The following is a 19,944-nucleotide window of genomic DNA, read 5'->3' as shown; positions in this document are numbered from 1 at the left end:
TTATTTTAAAGCTACAGTTTTAGCCAAAGGAGTTTGTTTAATTTTACAGATATTTAGGATTGCCTTAAGAATATGAAAATATTAAAGAAGGTATTTTTAAGGAAAGTGACATCTACCTCTGTATTCCAACATCTTGACAATGTTTAAAAATTAGCATATCTTATACTTAACTTAATAATCGGCCCAGATGTTTATTTTCGTTTGTTACATTATTAGGTCTTTAGCATCCTTTCAACTCATCTTGACAGGATGAAAAAGTATCCTAATTTAAATGGAAGAGAAACATAAGTCGATTTTATTAAATAATTAAGCACTATATTAAAGTGTAGCAGTGATTTCATTCCTTTAGAATGAACTTAAAATATTGTATAAAGTAAAATGACCAATAATAAGGTAGCTCTTCAAAAAACTTCCCAGAAGTTAGTTGAAGTGAAGCCGACAATTTTCAGGATTCAATGATCTAACATAATCATTGAAATTTTGAAGTTGTCGGCTTTTTTGTTGGAAAAAAATAGAGATAAATAAAAATTGAAATAAATAATAGACAAATATGATCTGATTGAAAGGTCTTTTGACCAATAATGAGTTTTAAAAAAGGGAGAATTTAGAATGTTAGTTTCGCTGAGTTTGTCATCATTATTAACATTATTTTTTATTACGCTTATTGCTTCTGGGATAAGTGGACTATTGTTTTTACATCCTCGCGTATCCTTGGGTTTTGTTCGCATTCATATTGGTATCTTGGCTTTACCGCCGTTGGTTTCCTTAGTGATTCTTGCCAATAGGAGTGTGAATGGGAATGTTGGCCCTTGGCACTTCGATTCCTTAGCTTGGTTAATGACTTTCTTTGTTCTTACAATTGGTTTAATCATTCAGCGTTTTTCTGTACGTTACTTAATGGGTGATCGCTCTTATCGAAAATATTTTACACTTTTTACTTTCACTACAGGTGCTGCTTCAATTGCGTGGTTAAGTGGTGATCTCCGCCTGATGGTTATTTCTTGGGGAGCAACTCTTGTCGGTTTAACCCTGCTTATCAGGTTAAACAGTGCTTGGCAAGTCGCTGGTGAAGCAGCCAAGGTTACTGGCCGATTATTTTTGTTAAGCTGGCTTTCTTTGTTTCTCGCGATAGTTTGGCTTTTTCAAGTCACAGGTCAATGGCAGCTATCATTGGTTTTAACAAATGATAGCTTAGCTCAACTGGGGGCATGGGAGAGAACAGGGATTAATCTATTGATTGTATTAGCAGTGATCATTCCTGCGGCTCAATGGCCATTTCAAAGATGGTTAATTGAGTCTATTGTTGCTCCAACTCCTGTTTCTGCGATTATGCACGCAGGTTTAGTAAATGCAGGCGGTATTATACTCACTCGATTTTCACCTCTATTTAACGGTGGTATCGCTTCAGTTATTTTACTTCTGCTTGCTAGCATTTCTGTATTGATAGGAACGGGTATTAGTTTGGTCCAGGTTGACTATAAACGCCAGCTAGTAGGCTCCACGATTGCACAAATGGGGTTTATGCTCATTCAGTGTGCACTAGGGGCTTATATCGCAGCCATTATTCATCTTATTTTACATGGTTTATTCAAAGCTACGTTGTTTTTACAGGCTGGTTCGGCAGTAGGGCGTCATGAAGTATCGGCTCGTACTAATGAAAGAACATCCTATTTATGGGTCATGGCTGGTCGGATTTTATCCTTAGTTATAGGCGTTGCTTTTTGGCTAGCTGCTCCTGGAGAGGGATATCAATTCATTAGTGCGCTGATCTTAGGGTGGTCATTGTCCGTTTCTTGGACTCAGCTTGTCGCTTTTGGAGAGGGCCGAATTGGCCGAATTGCCGGCTTCACTGTTTTAGGAGGAGCAGCCCTCGTATATTTTATCATTCATAACCTTTTCTATAAGTGGCTGCATACAACCATTTTTCAAAGTGTTCAACCTCCAATGTCAGCTGTCATGATTGTCGCATGTCTCTTGCTATTTGGCAGTGCTTTAGGTACTTGGGTTGCTCGTCATCGTTCTTCCGTTTTTTTCGCAGTACTCTATCTATGGTTAGTACGATTAGGTGAAGCAAAACCCAAGACAGTAGAGAGTCATCCAGACTACCTTAAACAATATTTATCATAAGGAGGTAATAAGTGTTGGGCATTACATCCGTATTAACGAAAGAAAATGTAAAAAAGAAAGAGACAGATATTGATGTTCAAGAAAGAGATATTAACGTTTTAATTGAATCGGCCAGCCGAGTCATTGCACCGCTTTGGCCTATTTCAACGTTCGCTGCACGTAACCCGTGGATGGGACTTGAAAACCAACCTTTTGATCAGGTTGCAAGTTGGTTGAAACATACTCGTGATGTTGATATATACCCTAGTGCATCTATGATCCGTTCAGCAAAGAATAAAGGTGAGATTGATGAAGATTTTGTGGAAATGGGGCTGCAGCATTGGCTTGATTCACATTCCTTTAACATCCCGCGGGACGTGGCAGAGCGATTTTGTCATGCTGGATTACAATTAGAACCACTGCCTTCCGACCTTTTATCATCACATAAGCTGGAGAAATTGGTGAATGAATGCAGTGGACTGGATCATATCGAGAATGTTTTTATGCAGCCAATCAGTTCGTATATAGAGAATCAGGATGGTGAAAAGATAGTCAACATACTAGACCATCATGTCATTAAGTGGAGTAAATTATATCTTGATGACTCTCAGGCAGGCTGGACAATGCCCAACCGTGAGGAAGGTTTCTATCGTGCCTGGCAGCATCTCATTCAGTATGATCCAGCACTTAGTAAGAAGCAGCGTGAAAGATTAAAAGGTTGGCCGCAAGAGGCACATTTGGCTTTACAAGAAGCGTTATTCGCACTAGAAATCCCCGAATCAGAAATACAGCGTTATCTTGAAGGCCATTTACTTTCCTTACCCGGATGGGCAGGGATGATGCTTTGGCGCTCCCAACAATCGAGCCATGAACATGCACTTCTAACAGAATATTTAGCAGTTCGAATATCCATGGAATGGGCTCTTATAAAGCCATATTTACCTATTAATAATGAACGATTTGAGAATAAAATTTCAATTACTCCCCTTATAGCAGCTTGGATACATTGGGGGGGCCTTACATTAGAGGAATGGTCACAGATGCCGGCCGATGAACAAAATGAATATTTATCATTTGCCTCCAGCTTTGATGAGAAACTTCGCAGGAAACTTTGGTTAGAAGCTTGGGAACAAACTTACACTGATCGATTAAGCCAGAAGATCATCTCGAAACAAAGTGAAACCGGTAAAAAGACTGCATTAGCTCAATTAGCATTCTGTATCGATGTACGGTCAGAGCCTTTTCGTCGTCAACTAGAAAAAGCAGGCCCGTTTGAAACGATTGGTGTTGCTGGTTTCTTCGGGGTGCCGATTGCAACTTGTGAACTTGGAAGTCAACACAGTCATGCCTCCTTGCCGATCATACAAAAACCACAACATAAAGTTAAAGAGTTCGCAGATGAAGATGTACTCGAAAAATACAACCAACGAACGCAAGCGGTTCATTCTTTAAGCCATACGTTTAAAACGATGAAGCAGAATGTGCTTTCGAGCTTACTACTGCCTGAGCTAAGTGGACCTTGGCTTACTCTACAAATGGCAGCCCGTAGCTTTGTGCCAAGAAAGGCGGGTCGTTTCATTCGTAATCTCCGTGAGGCTTGGCTGCGCAAACCTGATACAAAACTCTCGCTTCATTATGATGCTACAGAGGCAGAAATACCTTTGGGTTTTACTGATGAAGAAAAAGTGAACTATGCTCGGCAAGCACTAAAAATGATGGGATTAACAGAGAATTTTGCACCCTTAGTCGTGATTTGCGGACATGGCAGTCAAAGCACCAATAATCCTTATGCCGCGGCTCTTGATTGTGGTGCCTGCGGTGGAGCGGCCGGCGGATTCAATGCAAGAGTTTTAGCTGCTTTATGTAATCTTTCAGAGGTAAGAGAAGCTCTCTTAACTGAAGGAATGAAAATCCCTGAGGATACGGTTTTTGCAGCAGCTGAACATAATACAACGGTGGATGAATTACATTGGCTTTATGTACCAGAGCTTTCCGAAGCTGCACAAGAAGCATTTGAGCAAATTGAAGCTGCTATGCCGAAAGTGAGACATCGTGTAAACGCAGAACGACTGGCCCAATTACCGAATGTCCAATCAAAACTTAAAAATCCGAAGGCTGAGGCAGACCGATTTGCGGAGGATTGGAGTGAGATACGTCCGGAATGGGGACTGGCTCGTAATGCCGCTTTTATTATCGGCCAACGTGAACTCACACAGGATTGTGATTTGGAAGGAAGATCCTTTCTTCATAATTATGATTGGACGCAGGATGAAAGCGGCGAAATCCTAGCAAATATTATTGCAGGACCTGGAACTGTGGCCCAATGGATTAATTTACAATATTACGCATCAACAGTAGCACCCCATTATTATGGCAGCGGAAATAAAGCAACTCAAACCGTTACTGCAGGTCTCGGAGTGATGCAGGGGAATGCAAGCGACTTGTTAGCCGGACTGCCTTGGCAATCCGTCATGCAATCAGATCATGAGGCTTATCATTCTCCTCTTCGTTTGTTGATTGTCATCCAAGCGCCTAGACAATATGTAGAACGGTTATTAAATAATGACCCAGTATTTCTGCAAAAAGTTCAAAATGGATGGGTTCGACTGGCTAGTATTGATCCAGATGGATGTTGGGAAAGCTGGTAACCATGAAATTAAACAAATGGATTTGTTACTCAATATAAAAATGATAAACATAAGGAAGAGGTGTGTTATATGAATGTAAATAAAAAAGTATTATTTTTGACGGACATTGAAAACGGTTTGGAGCCTATTTTACAAGAAGTGACGAACACTCCAGCAGAAAATATGCTGACTATCCAAAGCTATGGTGCCGCTATCTCACATCCTTATGGAGAAATCATGAGGTCTGTTATTTTTGCGATTTACCAGGAAGATGTTGAGGAGGTCTTTGTAGTAGGAACAAAAGATAAGCGGACTTCAACAGATCATATGCTAACTCAACTTGAAACAATGAAAGATAAAATACAAACATTGGATTATCTCTTTCAAAATTGCAAGCCTGAATTTTTAGGCGATACGGTCGATGAGTGGCTAAATGTAGATAGCAGTGGCGCTGTTGAAAAAAGTGTTGATATCATTCGTCAACATCCACTGGTGCCGTCATATGTTAAAGTAAGAGGTTTAATCGTTGATCATAAGGATGGGGAATCCTCTATTGTGGAGGTTCCTTCTACTAAAACAGGTCAAGCCTTATCTGATCATTGCTTGTCATGATGGAGCGAAGTGGTCAGCTTCTACACCCATATATGGGGAGAAAGCAGTTTTAAGGAGAATGTAATGGGCGTTAGTATAACTGATTTTGTCACGAAAACAATAGAGGAAATGAGCTCGTTTGATCGAGAAAATATGGAATGTATGAAAAAAGTAATAAGAAAAGCAATTCATTTTTATCATTTAAAATCTTATGAAGAAGTTGAGGAAACCCATTTAGGGAGCGTTCGATTTTTGCATGTACACTCTATGATGGAAGAAAATATGTTATCCAAAATTGTAGCGGTCACAAGAAACGGCACAACTGATTTGGATATTGAAGGTGTATATGAAGGATTTGTTGTAAGAGAATATTAATGAGACGAAATAACGAATAGAATATGCCAATTTTGCCAGGAGATGTGTTATATATGAAAAAAACGAAAGGTTCTATTGAATCAGAGATCAGTAAGTCCATTACGCAATGGGAGAAGGATTATCTTGGGCGCGGGTCTGTATCTGTTAAAACTGATATACTGCGGGATATGATTATCGTTAATTTAAAAGGAATTTTAACACCAGCTGAATATGCAGTTTGTGGATCAAAAGAGGGTATGTTATCTATCAAACAAACTCGTTCGGAGTTAGTTGAATCAGGGATAGATGGTCTAAAGGATATTATCCTAACGATAACCGGAGAAAAAGTGATAAGTTTTCATACTGATTTAAGCTCTCGGACAGGTGAACGCGTGATGGTATTTAAATTATGTAATGATCTAGAGAAAAATCTATAATATTTGGAGAGATAAAAAAGCAGAATGAGAGCAAAATATAAAGCAGCGCTTTCTAATGGTCAATCTAACAGTAGATATGCGAAAGTTAAGTTCTGTAATACCTCCAACTGGCCTGAAATAAGTCTTCAGATTTTTAATGTCTAAAAAGAAGTCAGTCATCAAAAACGAAAAAACGAATTGACATATCGGAATATAACGATATAATAAACGATATGGAACCCATTGAAGTATTCAAAGCCTTATCAAATGAATCAAGGCTGCAAATTTTGCAATGGCTGAAGGAACCTGATCGTCATTTTTCACCCCATGAAGGGATTGATATGAACACAATCGGGGTATGTGTCAGTCAAATAACAGACAAATTGAAAATGACGCAATCAACGGCTTCCCAATATCTCACCATCCTTTTAAGAGCCGGCCTGATTAAGGCGGAGCGTATTGGAAAGTACACTTATTACAAAAGAGATGAAGAAGCCATTGGGAAACTTGCGGACTTTCTTAAAACAGAGATATAAAAAATAAACATCAAAAGATGTTTATTTTTACACCATACATATCGACATATTACGATGTGTTTATTTTTTAAATTAACATATCGATAATTCGTGATATGTTGTTATAACAAAAATTAAGGAGTGAACGTTTATGTCTAACACCTTGAAAATTTATATGTTAGCCATTGTCAGCTTTTTAGTCGGAACTTCAGAGTATATCATTTCGGGTATTTTGGATCGCATTGCTCATACACTCGGGATCACCTTGGCTGCCGCGGGCCAGCTCATTACGATCTTTTCACTTGTATATGCTCTTTTAACACCCGTACTCATGGCGTTGACAGCAAGTATGGATAGACGCAGATTGATGATGTATGCTCTCGGTTTGTTTGTGTTCGGCAATATCTTGGCCTTTGTTCTGCCTGGTTATGGTTGGTTTATTGCAGCACGGATCATTATGGCGATGGGAGCGGGTGTGGTTGTTGTAACGGCATTAACGATTGCCGCTAAGATTGCGCCGGAAGGAAAGCAGGGCAGTGCAATCGCTACGGTCGTTATGGGATTTACCGCTTCTTTAATCATTGGTGTTCCGCTTGGAAGAATGATAGCAGTAGCATTAGGCTGGAAGTCTGTATTTGGTGCAATTGCTTTGTTGGGATTGATCGCAATGGCCGTTATATTCTTTACTCTTCCGCATACTGAAGGGGATAAACCTGTACCTTTGCTTCAACAGCTTGCTCTTTTCAAAAAACGGAAAGTGGCGATGGGATTATCAATCACTTTCTTCTGGCTCGGGGGATATTCTGTTGCTTATACCTATTTGTCACCTTATCTCTTGAACATTTCAGGAATAAGCGGCAAGCTGCTTAGCGGTGTTTTGCTTATATTTGGAATTGCCAGTTTGGTTGGATCAAAGTTTGGGGGATATAGCACCGATAAATGGGGAGTGCCCTTTACACTCGTTGGCGGGATGACATTGCATATCGTCACACTGATTCTGCTGTCACTTGTCACCCATTCTCATATCGGAGTGTTGGTGATTCTGATATTATGGTCGTTTGCCGCATGGTCTACCGGTCCGACACAGCAATTCCACCTGGCTACAATAGAACCGGGGATGTCAGGTGTTTTGCTTAGCATGAATCAGTCAATGATGCAATTCGCCATGGCAGTCGGCGCAGGAATAGGGGGAGTTTTTGTAGAAAACGTATCATTGGCCTCGATTACCTGGATTGGTGCATTAGGGGTTATGATTGCCATTATTGCATCATTGATGATTTTTCATTCACAACCGAAACAGGCGCTAAAGGATATCAATCAATAATATACTTCTTAAAATTCAATGGGTTCATTTCGAAAGATCTAACATCCGCTCGTAAATACAAGCGGGTGTTTTTTTATAGGCGCTCAACTAGAAGGCACACTGAAGCTGAAAGGGATTTTTGCCGACGGAGAGCTGAAGCACAGCAAGTTATAATATACTAGGAAGGGAAATAACGGTATGGCGGAAGGGTTCTAGCGCTTCTCGCCTGTAAGATCATTACTTTGAGGATGTGTCATCGTGAATCAAAAGACGTACATTGAAATGAGCAGGACATCGCAGTACATCAACAAAATGAGAGAGTATTCAGTGCTAATTGATGGGGCTGAGATGGGAAATATCAAAGATGGAGGGAGGCTGCGAATTGATTTGCCGCCTGGTGAGCATGTTATTCAAGTGAAGATTGCTTGGTGTACAAGCCCAACTTTGAGGTTTACTTTAGCGGAAGGAGAAGTGTTGAAGTTTAGATGCGGAAGTCCGCTTCGAGGATGGAAGTTGCTTTTGGCGCTTTTTTCTGTTTTGGGCCGTCCTGAAAATCATTTGTTTATCGAGCAGGAAGAAGAGAAAAAGGCTTTGTGGTGATTTTATGTTACTACATGGATAAAATATCGCTGAATTCTGTTTTGTGAAAGTTTAATTGACATAAGAAAGAATGGCAGCCTTCTCAATATCGTGTTCCTTAGAGCAGGCTGCCAATAAGGAATTCTCGTTTGTCAATTTTCATAATTTCATTGAGAAACTAAATACTCCTTAATCAATTGCCACCTGTCACGAGCATTCATGATGAACTCCGATGCAATGGCTACAACCAGGTCTTTCTCCGGAACACAGCAAATCACATTGCCGCCATCCCCAAGTGCTGAGTATGAGAAAACACCTTCCTCTTCACGCAGCCACCAAAGATAGCCGTAGTTATTAGCGTTCATCGCAGTTGATTCGTCAATCCATGATTCAGGAATGATTTGTTGATTGTTCCAAGTACCATGATTCAAATAAAGATAACCAAACCGTGCCATATCCCGCGGAGTCAGGTAAGCCCCCATCCTCCGGTTGAGTTGCCGTTGGGATCATTCACCCAGCCTTTCACGTTTTTTCCGAACAAATCATCAAAGCCAAATGATTTCATTTCATCATACGGTATTTCATTCATGACGATGGGTTTAAACAGGTGGTCGTTGGCGAATTTGCGGGCACTTTTTCCTGTGCTGCGGGTGATGATGGCTGACAGCAGATGCGCGCCTGCGGTGGAGTATTTAAATGTGCCGATCGTTCCTCCTTGACCCAGCATACCGAGCGTATAGGTAATCCAATCTGGCTGCATGCACATCTTATCGAGCGGTTCATGCCAGTCTTCAAATGGATAGGGACCTGTCATCGTGAGAATGTGGCGTATGGTGATGTCTTGTGTTTGTTTATTATAAGGATCCGGAACGTATTCTGGGAAAAAGTCCAGCACGTTTTGGTCGACACTTTTTATGTATCCTGCATGTATCGCAATCCCAATAAGAGCTGACATGATACTTTTGGTTACTGATGCTACATGATGCGTATCATTCGGTCCATAGCTATGATAATAGCGCTCAAAGGCGATGTATCCATTTTTTACAACCACAATACCGTTTATATTGCTGTATTCGGACTTTATCTTAGGGTCAAGCTTAGACAGTTTTTCAGCGTCCATCCCCATGACTGCCGGGTCTGCAGTTGGCCAGTCATTGTTTTGCATGATAGGCACCTCTCTCTTTTTTCTTTATTGGAAAATACACTTCGGTCACAATATCCTCTGGAACGGCGGCATGAAGGTGATCGGTTACATACACTTCATAGGGGGATTGTGCCAATTCATAGCCTTCATCTTCGACCCATTCCCTCAGCTTAGCGTATACGGATGTCAATTCTGAATAGGGGCCCTTTAATACAGACTTTGCGCATAGGCCTCCGCGCAAATCTCTTGTTCCTCTAGCAGTCTCCTCTATTGGAATCGCAAACTCTGTATCATTGCCAGCAGGGTTGTATTCAGGGCTGTGATAAATGGTCATGGGCGTGCCGAGCAAGGTAAGTTTATCAACCGCAATTCTTTCATATAGCCTGCTAAAATATTTTTCGTATCCTAGGGCATAGTCATGACTGCTCATCATTTTGCGTAAATACAGGATGTTCATTGGCTGGGTTTCAGCAAGCACTACTTCTATATCGTCAAGCCATGACATCATTGGTTTGCCTTTCTCTGCACGCAGAATATCGAGGTTCAATTGGGTAAGGGTATATTCATAAGCATTGATCTTTTCCTGTACTTCTTTTCTTTTTCGCTGAAGGGCAGAACCAAGCTTTTCTTCAGCCTGAACCTCTTCCAAATCGAGGATGGCTTTGATTTCTTCTAAAGAAAAATGATACGACTTTAAACGGTTAATCAAGAGCATTTCTTTGAGCTGCCTGATAGAATAATATCGATATCCATTTTCAGGATTAATGTCCTCGGGGTGGATGAGTCCGATTTCATCGTAGTATCGCAATGTTTTTGTTGATACTTTGCATATCTTTGAAAATTCACCGATCGACAGCAAGCGATCACCTCCATGCTCCAAATGTACACCTTTCCGTAAGGGCAAAGTCAAATATGAAAATAAAACTGTTCCAAAGTTAATCAGTTATTTATTTTCATACCGTATCCTTTCAGTATCACGTGAAAGGAGCATCATATGAAAACATTATGGAAAGTCGTAAAAATCTTTTTTGGCAGCATAGGCGCTTTGATTTTGCTTGCAGCCGTCTCGGTTTTTATCTACCACCATTACCAGCTAAATAAGGAAGCAGCACTCCTTAAAGAAAAAGGCACATTAGTCGATGTTGACGGTAAAAAGATGAATGTGTATCAAGAGGGAAGCGGGAAGGATACGTTTGTGTTTATGTCCGGTTCGGGGATTGCTGCGCCTGCTTATGAGATGAAAGGGTTGTACAGTAAGTTTTCAAAAGAAAACAAGATTGCTGTAGTGGATCGTGGGGGCTATGGCTACAGCGACGTGTATGATGATGACAGGGATATTGATACAATACTAGAACAGACGAGGAAAGCGCTTCTGCAAAGCGGGAATAAGCCTCCTTATATTTTAATGCCTCATTCCATATCTGGGATTGAAGCGATATATTGGGCGCAGAAATATCCTAAGGAGATCAAGGCGATTATTGCGATGGATATTGGATTGCCTCAGCAGTATGTCACGTATAAATTGAGCGGGATTGACAGACTGAAAATGAGAGGATTTCATCTGTTAACTTCGATTGGTTTTCATCGATTTATGCCTTCCGCAGTATACAATCCTGAGGTGATTCGGCAGTCGTTTTTAACTGATGAAGAAAAAGAAATCTATAAAGCCATTAATTTTAAGCAATTTTTTAATGCTGATATGGAGCATGAGCTTTTACAGTCTTATCAAAATGGCAGCAAATCTATGAATTTGCCGGCGCCAAAAGAAACCCCCGTCCTCATTTTAGATGCGGTCTCTGACCAAAATAGAAATTCAAAGTATGCCATACAAAACCGAAAAGATTATGAAGCGTTTGCGGCTCAATTTAATACAGCCGATATAAAGGAACTAAGGGGAACACACAGTATTTATTTATATCAGCCCGATCAAATATATAAATTTTCCATGGAGTTTATAAGAAAGGTTCGCTAATGAAGAGTTATCATATTTTAATCGTGGAAGACGATGTCATGATTGGTGATCTGCTGCAGAAGATTTTGCAGCGTGAGGGATATCATGTGATGTGGAAAACAGATGGAGCGGATGTGCTTTCGGTGATTCAGAAGGCGGATTTGGTCATTATGGATGTGATGCTGCCGGGTGAGGACGGGTATCAAATGTCTAAGAAAATAAAAGATTTGGGGTTAAACCTTCCTATTATTTTTCTGTCCGCCCGCAATGACATGGACAGCAAGCTTCAAGGGTTGAAAATCGGCGAGGATTACATGGTAAAGCCTTTTGATCCGAGAGAACTGCTGCTGAGAATGAAAAATATGCTTGAGCATCATTATGGCACCTTTACGCAAATCAAACATTTGTATATTGATGCAGACACCAAAAAGGTATTCAATGGGAGTTTGCACCATGAAGTGCTGTTTACCGCGATTGAACGGAAAATATTCTTCTATCTGTATGAAAACAGAAACAATATCTTAACAAAGGAACATTTCTTTGATTATCTATGGCAGCTTGAAGACAGAAATCCGAATATCGTGAATGTGCACATTAAAAAAATCAGAGCGAAAATTAATGATTTAGCGGGTGAGATCATTGAAAATATCTATGGAGAAGGGTATCGGCTGAATACCGTTGTGAAGAAATGAAGCTAAAGACAAAATATCAGTTGTTATTATGTACGGCCGTCATTAGTGTTCCGGTACTGTTGCTAGCGGTTAGCATTTTGATGTCGGTGATTTATGACAGCATGTTTAAACCGATCAATCATGGCATGCCCTTTCACAGATCTTTTGCGTATCCGGCAATGCTGGCTGTATTTTTATTATCACTTTTATTGTTAGCTTTTTTATTTTCAAAATCGATCCATTCTCTGCTGCGTAAAATCAATCTATTGAATCAAACCATTCGGCATCTGGCGAGTGATCAAAAGGTGCCCGATAAAATAGAAGTGAAACGCGCTGATGAAATTGGCGAATTGATCAAGTCGGTCAACTTGTTAATTGAACGGACAACGTACCGGGAACTGGAACTAAGACAGCGAGAGGAAATAAAAAAGGAGCTGCTGCAAAAACTAAGGCATGATATTAATACACCTTTAACAGCCCTCAGGCTGCAGTTATTTTATTTGGAGAGCCAGTGCCAGGATCAAACCGCATTTGAATCTTTGTACCAGCAAATTGAATATATTGCGGAATTAACGAATGAATTCAATCATTACTCAGCCGAAACGTTAGAGAGTTCTTATATTGTAAATGACGAAGTCGATATTTCTGTTCTATTAGAAACCACAGTGAAAAAGTGGGATTATTTATACAGTATCAATGGCATTGAATTGCAATTTAAGCCGTCAGATCAAAGTTTGATATGGGTGAGCAACAGTTTATGGATCCAAAGGTTATTCGATAACATTTTTCAAAATACGCTAAAGCATTCGAAAGCTGAAAAGCTGGAAGTCACGATAGAAAACGGAGCTGTTTCGATTCGCGATGATGGCATTGGATTTGATAGAGATCAAGATAGTAACGGGCTTGGGTTGAAGATTATTGAGGATATATGCCGTTTGCTTCATATTAGCTATGAGCTGCAGACAAATGAAAATGGGACTGCGTTTTTGTTTTCAAAAAAGTGATCCGGCTATGTTTTTCTTTCTTCCGAACAATTATATATAATAGGAAGCAGAAAAGGGGTGAACAGCATATGTTTAAAAAAATCATCAAAACGATCAAGTCCCTCTCAAGCAGCTCGAGTGATCGCCATCACAGACACCGGCACTACAGCAGCAGCCGGCGCCGCCATTACCGCAGCTACAGCAGCAGCTCTGGCAGAAGAAGACATGATGATCGTTATGGCGGCAGTCACCGCTACAAACGCCGGAGCTACAGCAGCAGTTAATCGCAAAAAAAAGTTCTTGTTCCGCATTGGGACAAGGGTTTTTTTATGTCACTGATTGAATCGCACGCTTCAGGTCTTCGCGAATGGAAGCCGTGTGCTGATACTCTTCATCAATGCCCAATAATTTTTTCAGCAGCAGGGTTACTTCTTTTGTCAGCGTTAATTCCTCCAGCCAAGTGGCGTTTTTCTTCTTTTTCCCTTTATATTGAGAGTACAGCAGGAACAACAGGGTTTCTCCGAGGTCGAAGAAGTCATCCTGTTTTCTGAGCTTTAATTCCTCATCTTCTTCATGAGATAACTGTTTGGCAAGGCCGAAATCGATAAGATATACGTTACCGTGATTCATCATAATGTTTGGCGTTCTGATGTCAGTGTGAAAAATGAGACGTTCATGCAGGTATTCTACAATGTCCAGCAGCTGAGACATCAGCTGTAATGCCATCAGCTCTGTAAACGGCTGTTTTTGAAAAAATAACAATTCCTCTATATTATCTCCCTCGACCAGCTGCATGACATAGCAGGCTTGTCCGTCTATGATGAAGTCTTCTATGAAGGCCGGGATTTGCGGGTGGTTGATGCTTTTAAGCAGACCAATTTCCTGCTGAAATCGGACTCTTTCCTTTTGTTTTTTTGCTTTTGTCGGACGGAGCTGTTTTAAGACGTACGGTGTTTGCGTATGAACATCGGTGCACACATAAACCAAGCCGTAGCCGCCCATGCCGTGGCATTCTTCGATTTTGTATTGGTTGTTCAGTAGGACGCCGTTCTTCAGTGGGCGGTCAAATAATAGCTTTTTTAACTGTTTTAATGCCATTCGCGCTGCACTTCCCTTGATTGTACTGATTATAGTTTATCAAAACAATTGCATCTTGGGCTAAGTCTATTCTATGGAAGCTTAGCATAAAAAAGAGCCGAATCCCTGTAATGGCAGTGATTCCGGCTGCGGAAACAGAATAAGTACAAGTAAATAGAACTGACAGCATGAGAGCGAATTGAATGATCCATTTTTAGCCATGAGAAAGCCTCCTTTTTTTCATCATACATGAAGTTTCAGATGTAAATAAATGTTTTAAGAGGTTAATATATACAATTGATTTGCCGATAAATAGAGAAGAGAGAATTATTCATGAGGGAATCGAATGCGTCTGGATCGTCAATATATCCGCACCCAGCTCATGGCACAGAATATCACGAAAAAGGTTTCGGCTGATAAAGGCAGGAGTACATCGGCAGAGGTGCTGAGAAAGGCATACAGCCGGCTTGAAACATTAAAACGTCAAACCGGCGTGAATTATTAGGTAAGCTGTTCATCGTGAACAGCTTATTTTTTTATGCCCATCTCTTGAGAGCAGCTGTATCATGTATCGTTTTCAATATTGTCATGATTTCATTATATTCATATAAAAGATTTTAATGAAAGTGATAGATCAAACCCATTGAATGAAAGTGTTTACCTGAAAAAAACAATTGTATTTTCCAGAGAAATTTATTATGATGAAATAAGTAATTTTGGAGATTATCTAACAATTTTATGATTGAATTTTCTGATGTTTGTAGCTTGATATGAAATGAAGAACGTTTTGTAGGCTGGTCGGCCTTGATCCTATTTCGGTTGAGCTGTACATGTATTCGTTTTTAAGAGGAGGAAGCGGAGTGGAAAATAAAGAATTGAAGAGAGGTTTGAGCGCCCGTCATATTCAGATGATTGCCTTGGGCGGCACGATCGGTGTTGGTTTATTTATGGGTTCTGCCAGCACGATTTCATGGACTGGCCCGTCTGTCCTTCTGGCTTATGCGATTTGCGGAATTTTTATCTTTTTTATCATGCGTGCAATGGGTGAAATGCTGTATGTGGAGCCGAGTACCGGTTCTTTTGCAACCTTCGGCCATCAATACATTCATCCCCTTGCTGGTTATATGACGGCGTGGAGCAACTGGTTCCAGTGGATTATCGTCGGCATGTCAGAAATTATCGCTGTCGGTTCTTATATGAAGTATTGGTTCCCGGATTTGCCTGCTTGGATACCTGGTATCGTGGCAATGGTGATTCTCGGTGCGGCGAACTTAATTTCTGTTAAGTCGTTTGGCGAGTTTGAGTTTTGGTTTGCGATGATTAAAATCGTGACGATTATCTTAATGATTATTGCCGGAATCGGAATTATCTTCTTTGGATTTGGCAACGGCGGAGATGCTATCGGTTTGTCTAATCTGTGGTCTCACGGAGGCTTCTTTGCGGGCGGTTTCTCAGGATTTTTCTTTGCATTGTCTCTGGTTATTGCGGCTTATCAAGGGGTTGAGCTGATCGGGATTACTGCCGGAGAAGCAAAGGACCCGCAAAACACGCTGCGCAACGCGATTCAAAGCATTATCTGGCGTATTTTGATTTTCTATATCGGTGCTATTTTTGTGATCGTGACGGTATATCCTTGGGATGAGCTGAATTCACTTGGAAGCCCGTTTGTGTCTACGTTTTCTAAAGTTGGAATTACAGCAGCGGCCGGCATTATTAACTTTGTCGTTATCACGGCGGCGATGTCAGGCTGCAACAGCGGGATTTTCAGCGCGGGACGTATGCTTTATACATTAGGTGTCAATGGACAGGCACCGAAATTCTTTGCGAAGATTTCTCGCAATGGTGTGCCGCTGTATGGCACAATCGCGGTGCTGATCGGATTAGCTGTCGGCGTTGTGCTGAACTATGTTGCGCCACCGAAGATTTTCGTTTATGTATACAGCGCAAGCGTACTGCCGGGGATGATTCCTTGGTTTATCATTTTGATCAGCCACCTCGGATTCAGAAAAGCGAAGGGCGCGGCGTTAGATAAACATCCGTTCAAAATGCCGTTTGCACCTTTCACAAATTATTTGACGATTGCTTTCTTGCTGATGGTTCTTGTCGGCATGTGGTTTAATGATGATACTCGGATATCTTTAATTGTAGGGGTTATTTTCTTAGCTCTTGTGGTCATCAGTTATTATGCCTTTGGAATTGGGAAGCGCGTGCAGGCGGATCTTACAAAAAGAAATCAAGCAGCTGAATAATATAGGAAAAAGAGACATTGATTGATGTCTCTTTTTTCATTTTTTGCGTATGGATTTTTCTCATTTCAGCAACCTATAGGATAAAGAACGCAAAGGAAAGGTGGTTAGACTATGGATGTTACACTCGGTTATTTGCGCGAGTCACTTTCAAATCATCTTGAAAACGAAGTCTGTCTGCGGATTTGCAAGAAGATGCTGGCGAAGCGGTATGCCAATGAAGAGGAGTTTGTAAAGGATTTGGATGACGATGAGATGTCATATTTGAATCAGGTGCTGGAAAAGGAAATTAAGTATGCCCAAGACGAACAGGATCAAAAACGGGCCAAGGAATTAAATGAGGTGTATGAATTACTGCTTTGAGAAAGGCGGGGAATGAAATTGGGTGCGATTGAACGAAGCGGTTATACGTTTCAGCCGGAGTTTAGTGTCGTCCGGCAAAATGGGGCGATCCATGTGTATCATCATGGAGAATTTATTGAAGAAATTGAATTTGAGTTTAACGGGGATTACCCGGATCATGATTTGATTGAAGAGCTTGTGAATCATTATTGCTTTGAGCATGACATTTAAGAGCCCTGTACGTTTGCAGGGCTCATTCATTTATGAAGTGATCAGGCCATATTTTTTTAGAATATCAATTGTGATGTTTTTGGCTGTTGTACCGGAGTCATCAACATTGGTGACAAACGTATAGGAGCCGTGCTCTGTTTTGATGAATCCGACAAACCACCCTAATCCCATGTCTGTCAGGCGGGTTCCGGTTTTGCCGTAAAGCGTATAATGATCTCCTTCTTCTTGAATCATCATGCGTTTGACCGTTTTCATGACCGTTTTGTCAAACGGGAGCTTCTCTTTGTAAAGCTTCTCCATAAAGGCTTCTTGTTCCAACGGAGAGATTGTCAGAGAGCTTTGCAGCCAAAACTGGTCGATTCCGCCGCTGATATCTTCGTTTCCGTATGACAGGGTATGAAGCCATGTTTTCATTCTTTCCTCGCCGATGTCCCTCGCTAATGCCTGGTAATACCAGATGGCAGATTCCCGCATGGCTGAGCCAAGTGTATGGTCGCGGTTCCATGATTCGAATTCCCGTTTGACGCCATCCCAGCGTTTGACATCGTATTCATCCCGGACGGCTTTTACCTGCAAGCCGATTAAGGCATTGGTCACTTTAAAGGTAGATTGCGGAGTTTGTCTTTTGTTGGCCCGTTCCTTGTTGTAGACAAATGTCTTATCCTTTTCTAGATCATGAAGGATGAAGGTTCCGTTAGTATCCTTGAACTCCTTATCCACATTCATCCGGCTGACATTCAGGTGCTTTTTTGTTTCATTGGAGGGCGCTTTTGCATGAACGGACAAACCTCCTGTCACGGCAATGACCAGCACAAGAAAAGCATATATCCATTTCTTCATTTTGAACTCCCCTTTGTTTTGATCATCTATCTTTTCTCCATTTCTGCTTTTCTACCTTTAAAAGTAATGAAAAAATGCTTGGAAGCAAATACTGTAATGGGGTTTATCTTCGTGAGACAACGTGAAAACAGAAGTAAAAAAGGAAGGCAGGGTTGCGGGATGAATGAGCAGATTCCACATGATAAGAGCCTCGATAACAGTGTGGCTTTGATGCGGGAAGGATATTTGTTTATAAAGAATAGAAAAGAGCAATACCATTCGGATTTGTTCCAAGCACGCTTGCTTGGAAAAACATTTATTTGTATGAGCGGCGCGGAGGCTGCGAAGGTTTTTTATGATACAGAACGATTTCAGCGGCAGGGTGCTCTCCCGAAACGAGTGCAGAAATCGCTGTTTGGCGTCAATGCAATCCAGACAATGGATGGCGACGCTCATATTCATCGGAAGCTGCTTTTTCTGTCATTAATGACACCGCCCCATCAAAAACGGCTGGCTGAGCTGATGACAGAGCAGTGGGAAGCGGCTGTTACAAGATGGGAAATGGCGGATCAGGTTGTGTTGTTTGATGAAGCAAAAGAAATCTTATGCCGGGTGGCTTGCTATTGGGCGGGTGTTCCGCTGAAGGAAACGGAAGTGAAAGAGAGAGCGGACGATTTCATCGACATGGTAGACGCGTTCGGTGCTGTGGGACCGCGGCATTGGAAGGGAAGAAGAGCAAGACCCCGAACAGAAGAGTGGATTGAAAAAATGATTGAAGAGGTGCGCGGCGGCAGGCTGAAAACAGAAAATGGATCAGCGCTGCATGAAATGGCTTTTTATACGCAAGAGAATGGGAGCCGGCTTGATGCCCGCATGGCAGCCATCGAGCTCATTAATGTGCTGCGTCCGATTATAGCGATAGCTTACTTTATTTCGTTTTCAGCGTTGGCGCTGCATGAACACCCGAAGTATAAGGAATGGCTTCGTTCTGGAGGCAATCAGGAAAGAGAAATGTTTGTGCAGGAGGTGCGCAGATTTTATCCCTTTGGGCCGTTTTTAGGAGCGGTTGTCAAAAAGGATTTTATATGGAATGACTGCGAGTTTAAAAAAGGTTCATCAGTGCTGCTTGATGTGTATGGAACCAATCATGATCCCCGTATGTGGGACAAGCCTGATGAGTTCCGGCCTGAGCGATTTAAAGAGCGGGAGGACAATCCGTTTGATTTCATCCCTCAAGGCGGGGGCAACGCGGAGAAGGGCCATCGCTGTCCGGGGGAAGGGATTACCATTGAAGTGATGAAAGCGAGCCTGGATTTTCTCGTGAATCAGGTTGAATATGACGTGCCAAAACAATCGCTGCATTACAGTCTTGCCAGAATGCCGTCATTGCCTGAAAGCGGTTTTGTGATGAGCAGCATTAGACGGAAAAGATAAATATAAAAGCTCTCTTCTTTTTCGAAGAGAGCTTTTTGATTACTTCTTTTTTTCATCGTAGTATTGAACAGGATACATGGAGCCTTCGGATACCATTTTGTTGTCCTCAATGTCATGCGGGTGCGGGTGACCGGCTTTATCGACTGGGAACGTTTCCATATCTGGTTGTTTTGTTATCTTCATTTTCATGCTGTGAATGAATTCTCTTGCCTTTTGGCGGTTTGACGGGTCTTTTAATAGATAAGAAGTGATGCCGACAGTTGAAACAGCGAGACCGGAAAGTAACAGCTTTTGTTTCATGGTAATAACTCCTTTCTATTTTAAAAATAATGTTTCCTGTATCATTCCCGTTCTGCTTAAGGCTAAACCTCTGTGTATTTTATCAATTGTTTTACAGTAAATTCTATTTTGGATGAAGCTAGTGACTAAATTCCTATATTGGAAGGCGAGATCCATTGATTTTTTATTATTTTAGCTATCATTCGATAAATATTGACAAAGTAAAGTAATCAGAATAATAATATAACTTAGCAACAGAATGTCATCATACATGAA

The 19,944-nt window shown here is 41.2% G+C and carries 21 protein-coding genes and 1 pseudogene; 17 read left to right on the top strand and 5 right to left on the bottom strand.

Going from position 1 to position 19,944, the window contains the following annotated elements:
• Nucleotides 1-609 precede the first annotated feature (609 nt).
• From LNN34_RS15310 to LNN34_RS15275, 8 genes are all read left to right on the top strand, one after another.
• On the top strand, nt 610-2,127 hold the full coding sequence (locus LNN34_RS15310) for an NADH dehydrogenase subunit 5 (RefSeq protein WP_215510911.1): 1,518 nt from the start codon (nt 610-612) through the stop codon (nt 2,125-2,127).
• A 14-nt stretch (nt 2,128-2,141) separates the two neighbouring features.
• On the top strand, nt 2,142-4,754 hold the full coding sequence (locus tag LNN34_RS15305) for a DUF2309 domain-containing protein (RefSeq protein ID WP_215510938.1): 2,613 nt from the start codon (nt 2,142-2,144) through the stop codon (nt 4,752-4,754).
• A 69-nt stretch (nt 4,755-4,823) separates the two neighbouring features.
• Entirely contained in the window at nt 4,824-5,345 is a 522-nt protein-coding gene (locus LNN34_RS15300; protein ID WP_229043743.1) for a carbonic anhydrase, read from the top strand.
• A gap of 63 nt (nt 5,346-5,408) precedes the next feature.
• Nucleotides 5,409-5,699 (top strand): DUF6407 family protein, encoded by a 291-nt coding sequence (locus LNN34_RS15295; protein ID WP_229043742.1) that lies wholly within the window; start codon nt 5,409-5,411, stop codon nt 5,697-5,699.
• A gap of 53 nt (nt 5,700-5,752) precedes the next feature.
• Nucleotides 5,753-6,115: a DUF2294 domain-containing protein gene (locus LNN34_RS15290; RefSeq protein WP_059292080.1), complete on the top strand. Its 363-nt coding sequence runs from the start codon at nt 5,753-5,755 to the stop codon at nt 6,113-6,115.
• Between the two features lie 212 nt (nt 6,116-6,327).
• Complete coding sequence (locus tag LNN34_RS15285; RefSeq protein ID WP_044162143.1) at nt 6,328-6,630, top strand: ArsR/SmtB family transcription factor; 303 nt, start codon at nt 6,328-6,330, stop codon at nt 6,628-6,630.
• Between the two features lie 130 nt (nt 6,631-6,760).
• The gene (locus tag LNN34_RS15280; RefSeq protein ID WP_059292079.1) at nt 6,761-7,933 is read left to right on the top strand and encodes an MFS transporter; all 1,173 of its coding nucleotides are present in this window, start codon (nt 6,761-6,763) and stop codon (nt 7,931-7,933) included.
• Between the two features lie 237 nt (nt 7,934-8,170).
• On the top strand, nt 8,171-8,512 hold the full coding sequence (locus LNN34_RS15275) for a DUF2846 domain-containing protein (RefSeq protein WP_215510909.1): 342 nt from the start codon (nt 8,171-8,173) through the stop codon (nt 8,510-8,512).
• Between the two features lie 146 nt (nt 8,513-8,658).
• Here the strand turns inward: LNN34_RS15275 and LNN34_RS15270 are convergent.
• Both LNN34_RS15270 and LNN34_RS15265 read right to left on the bottom strand, forming a co-directional pair.
• Nucleotides 8,659-9,656: pseudogene (locus tag LNN34_RS15270) on the bottom strand (serine hydrolase domain-containing protein).
• Nucleotides 9,643-10,494, bottom strand: a complete 852-nt coding sequence (locus LNN34_RS15265) for a MerR family transcriptional regulator (protein ID WP_229043741.1) — start codon at nt 10,492-10,494, stop codon at nt 9,643-9,645. The pseudogene LNN34_RS15270 and the gene LNN34_RS15265 overlap by 14 nt, the downstream one beginning before the upstream one ends.
• 135 nt (nt 10,495-10,629) lie before the next feature.
• On the opposite strand from LNN34_RS15265, the gene LNN34_RS15260 reads away from it, so the two are divergent.
• The 4 genes from LNN34_RS15260 (at nt 10,630) to LNN34_RS15245 (ending at nt 13,524) form a co-directional block, all read left to right on the top strand.
• A complete protein-coding gene (locus LNN34_RS15260; protein ID WP_229043740.1) occupies nt 10,630-11,607 on the top strand; it encodes an alpha/beta fold hydrolase in 978 nt (325 codons plus the stop codon).
• Complete coding sequence (locus LNN34_RS15255; protein WP_059353014.1) at nt 11,607-12,278, top strand: response regulator transcription factor; 672 nt, start codon at nt 11,607-11,609, stop codon at nt 12,276-12,278. The genes LNN34_RS15260 and LNN34_RS15255 overlap by 1 nt, the downstream gene beginning before the upstream one ends.
• The gene (locus tag LNN34_RS15250; RefSeq protein ID WP_229043739.1) at nt 12,275-13,261 is read left to right on the top strand and encodes a sensor histidine kinase; all 987 of its coding nucleotides are present in this window, start codon (nt 12,275-12,277) and stop codon (nt 13,259-13,261) included. The genes LNN34_RS15255 and LNN34_RS15250 overlap by 4 nt, the downstream gene beginning before the upstream one ends.
• A gap of 68 nt (nt 13,262-13,329) precedes the next feature.
• Nucleotides 13,330-13,524, top strand: a complete 195-nt coding sequence (locus LNN34_RS15245; protein WP_158003532.1) for a hypothetical protein — start codon at nt 13,330-13,332, stop codon at nt 13,522-13,524.
• Nucleotides 13,525-13,567: 43 nt separating this feature from the next.
• Here LNN34_RS15245 and LNN34_RS15240 read toward each other — a convergent pair whose 3' ends face one another.
• On the bottom strand, nt 13,568-14,338 hold the full coding sequence (locus tag LNN34_RS15240) for a serine/threonine-protein kinase (protein WP_059334394.1): 771 nt from the start codon (nt 14,336-14,338) through the stop codon (nt 13,568-13,570).
• A gap of 325 nt (nt 14,339-14,663) precedes the next feature.
• Between LNN34_RS15240 and LNN34_RS15230 the strand changes: the two genes are divergently transcribed.
• The 4 genes from LNN34_RS15230 to LNN34_RS15215 all read left to right on the top strand — a co-directional run bounded on the left by LNN34_RS15230 (nt 14,664) and on the right by LNN34_RS15215 (nt 17,136).
• The gene (locus LNN34_RS15230; RefSeq protein WP_229043738.1) at nt 14,664-14,822 is read left to right on the top strand and encodes a hypothetical protein; all 159 of its coding nucleotides are present in this window, start codon (nt 14,664-14,666) and stop codon (nt 14,820-14,822) included.
• A 355-nt stretch (nt 14,823-15,177) separates the two neighbouring features.
• Nucleotides 15,178-16,566, top strand: a complete 1,389-nt coding sequence (locus LNN34_RS15225) for an amino acid permease (protein ID WP_217828237.1) — start codon at nt 15,178-15,180, stop codon at nt 16,564-16,566.
• Nucleotides 16,567-16,677: 111 nt separating this feature from the next.
• Nucleotides 16,678-16,926, top strand: a complete 249-nt coding sequence (locus LNN34_RS15220) for a sigma-G-dependent sporulation-specific acid-soluble spore protein CsgA (RefSeq protein ID WP_010332841.1) — start codon at nt 16,678-16,680, stop codon at nt 16,924-16,926.
• Nucleotides 16,927-16,944: 18 nt separating this feature from the next.
• Entirely contained in the window at nt 16,945-17,136 is a 192-nt protein-coding gene (locus LNN34_RS15215; RefSeq protein WP_215510905.1) for a DUF5370 family protein, read from the top strand.
• Between the two features lie 30 nt (nt 17,137-17,166).
• Here the strand turns inward: LNN34_RS15215 and blaOXA are convergent, their stop codons facing one another.
• Entirely contained in the window at nt 17,167-17,976 is an 810-nt protein-coding gene (gene blaOXA, locus LNN34_RS15210; RefSeq protein ID WP_059292069.1) for a class D beta-lactamase, read from the bottom strand.
• 159 nt (nt 17,977-18,135) lie between these two features.
• Here blaOXA and LNN34_RS15205 point away from each other — a divergent pair, with 159 nt between their 5' ends.
• Nucleotides 18,136-19,389 (top strand): cytochrome P450, encoded by a 1,254-nt coding sequence (locus LNN34_RS15205; RefSeq protein WP_215510904.1) that lies wholly within the window; start codon nt 18,136-18,138, stop codon nt 19,387-19,389.
• 39 nt (nt 19,390-19,428) lie between these two features.
• Here LNN34_RS15205 and LNN34_RS15200 read toward each other — a convergent pair whose 3' ends face one another.
• A complete protein-coding gene (locus tag LNN34_RS15200) occupies nt 19,429-19,689 on the bottom strand; it encodes a hypothetical protein (protein WP_024120051.1) in 261 nt (86 codons plus the stop codon).
• Between the last annotated feature and the right edge of the window lie 255 nt (nt 19,690-19,944).

The sequence above is a fragment of the Bacillus sp. AF23 genome (genome assembly GCF_020861455.1).
In the GTDB taxonomy this organism is placed as follows: domain Bacteria; phylum Bacillota; class Bacilli; order Bacillales; family Bacillaceae; genus Bacillus; species Bacillus halotolerans.
The sequence above is the reverse complement of the archived record's forward strand: the minus strand, read 5'-3'. Positions and strand labels throughout refer to the sequence as shown.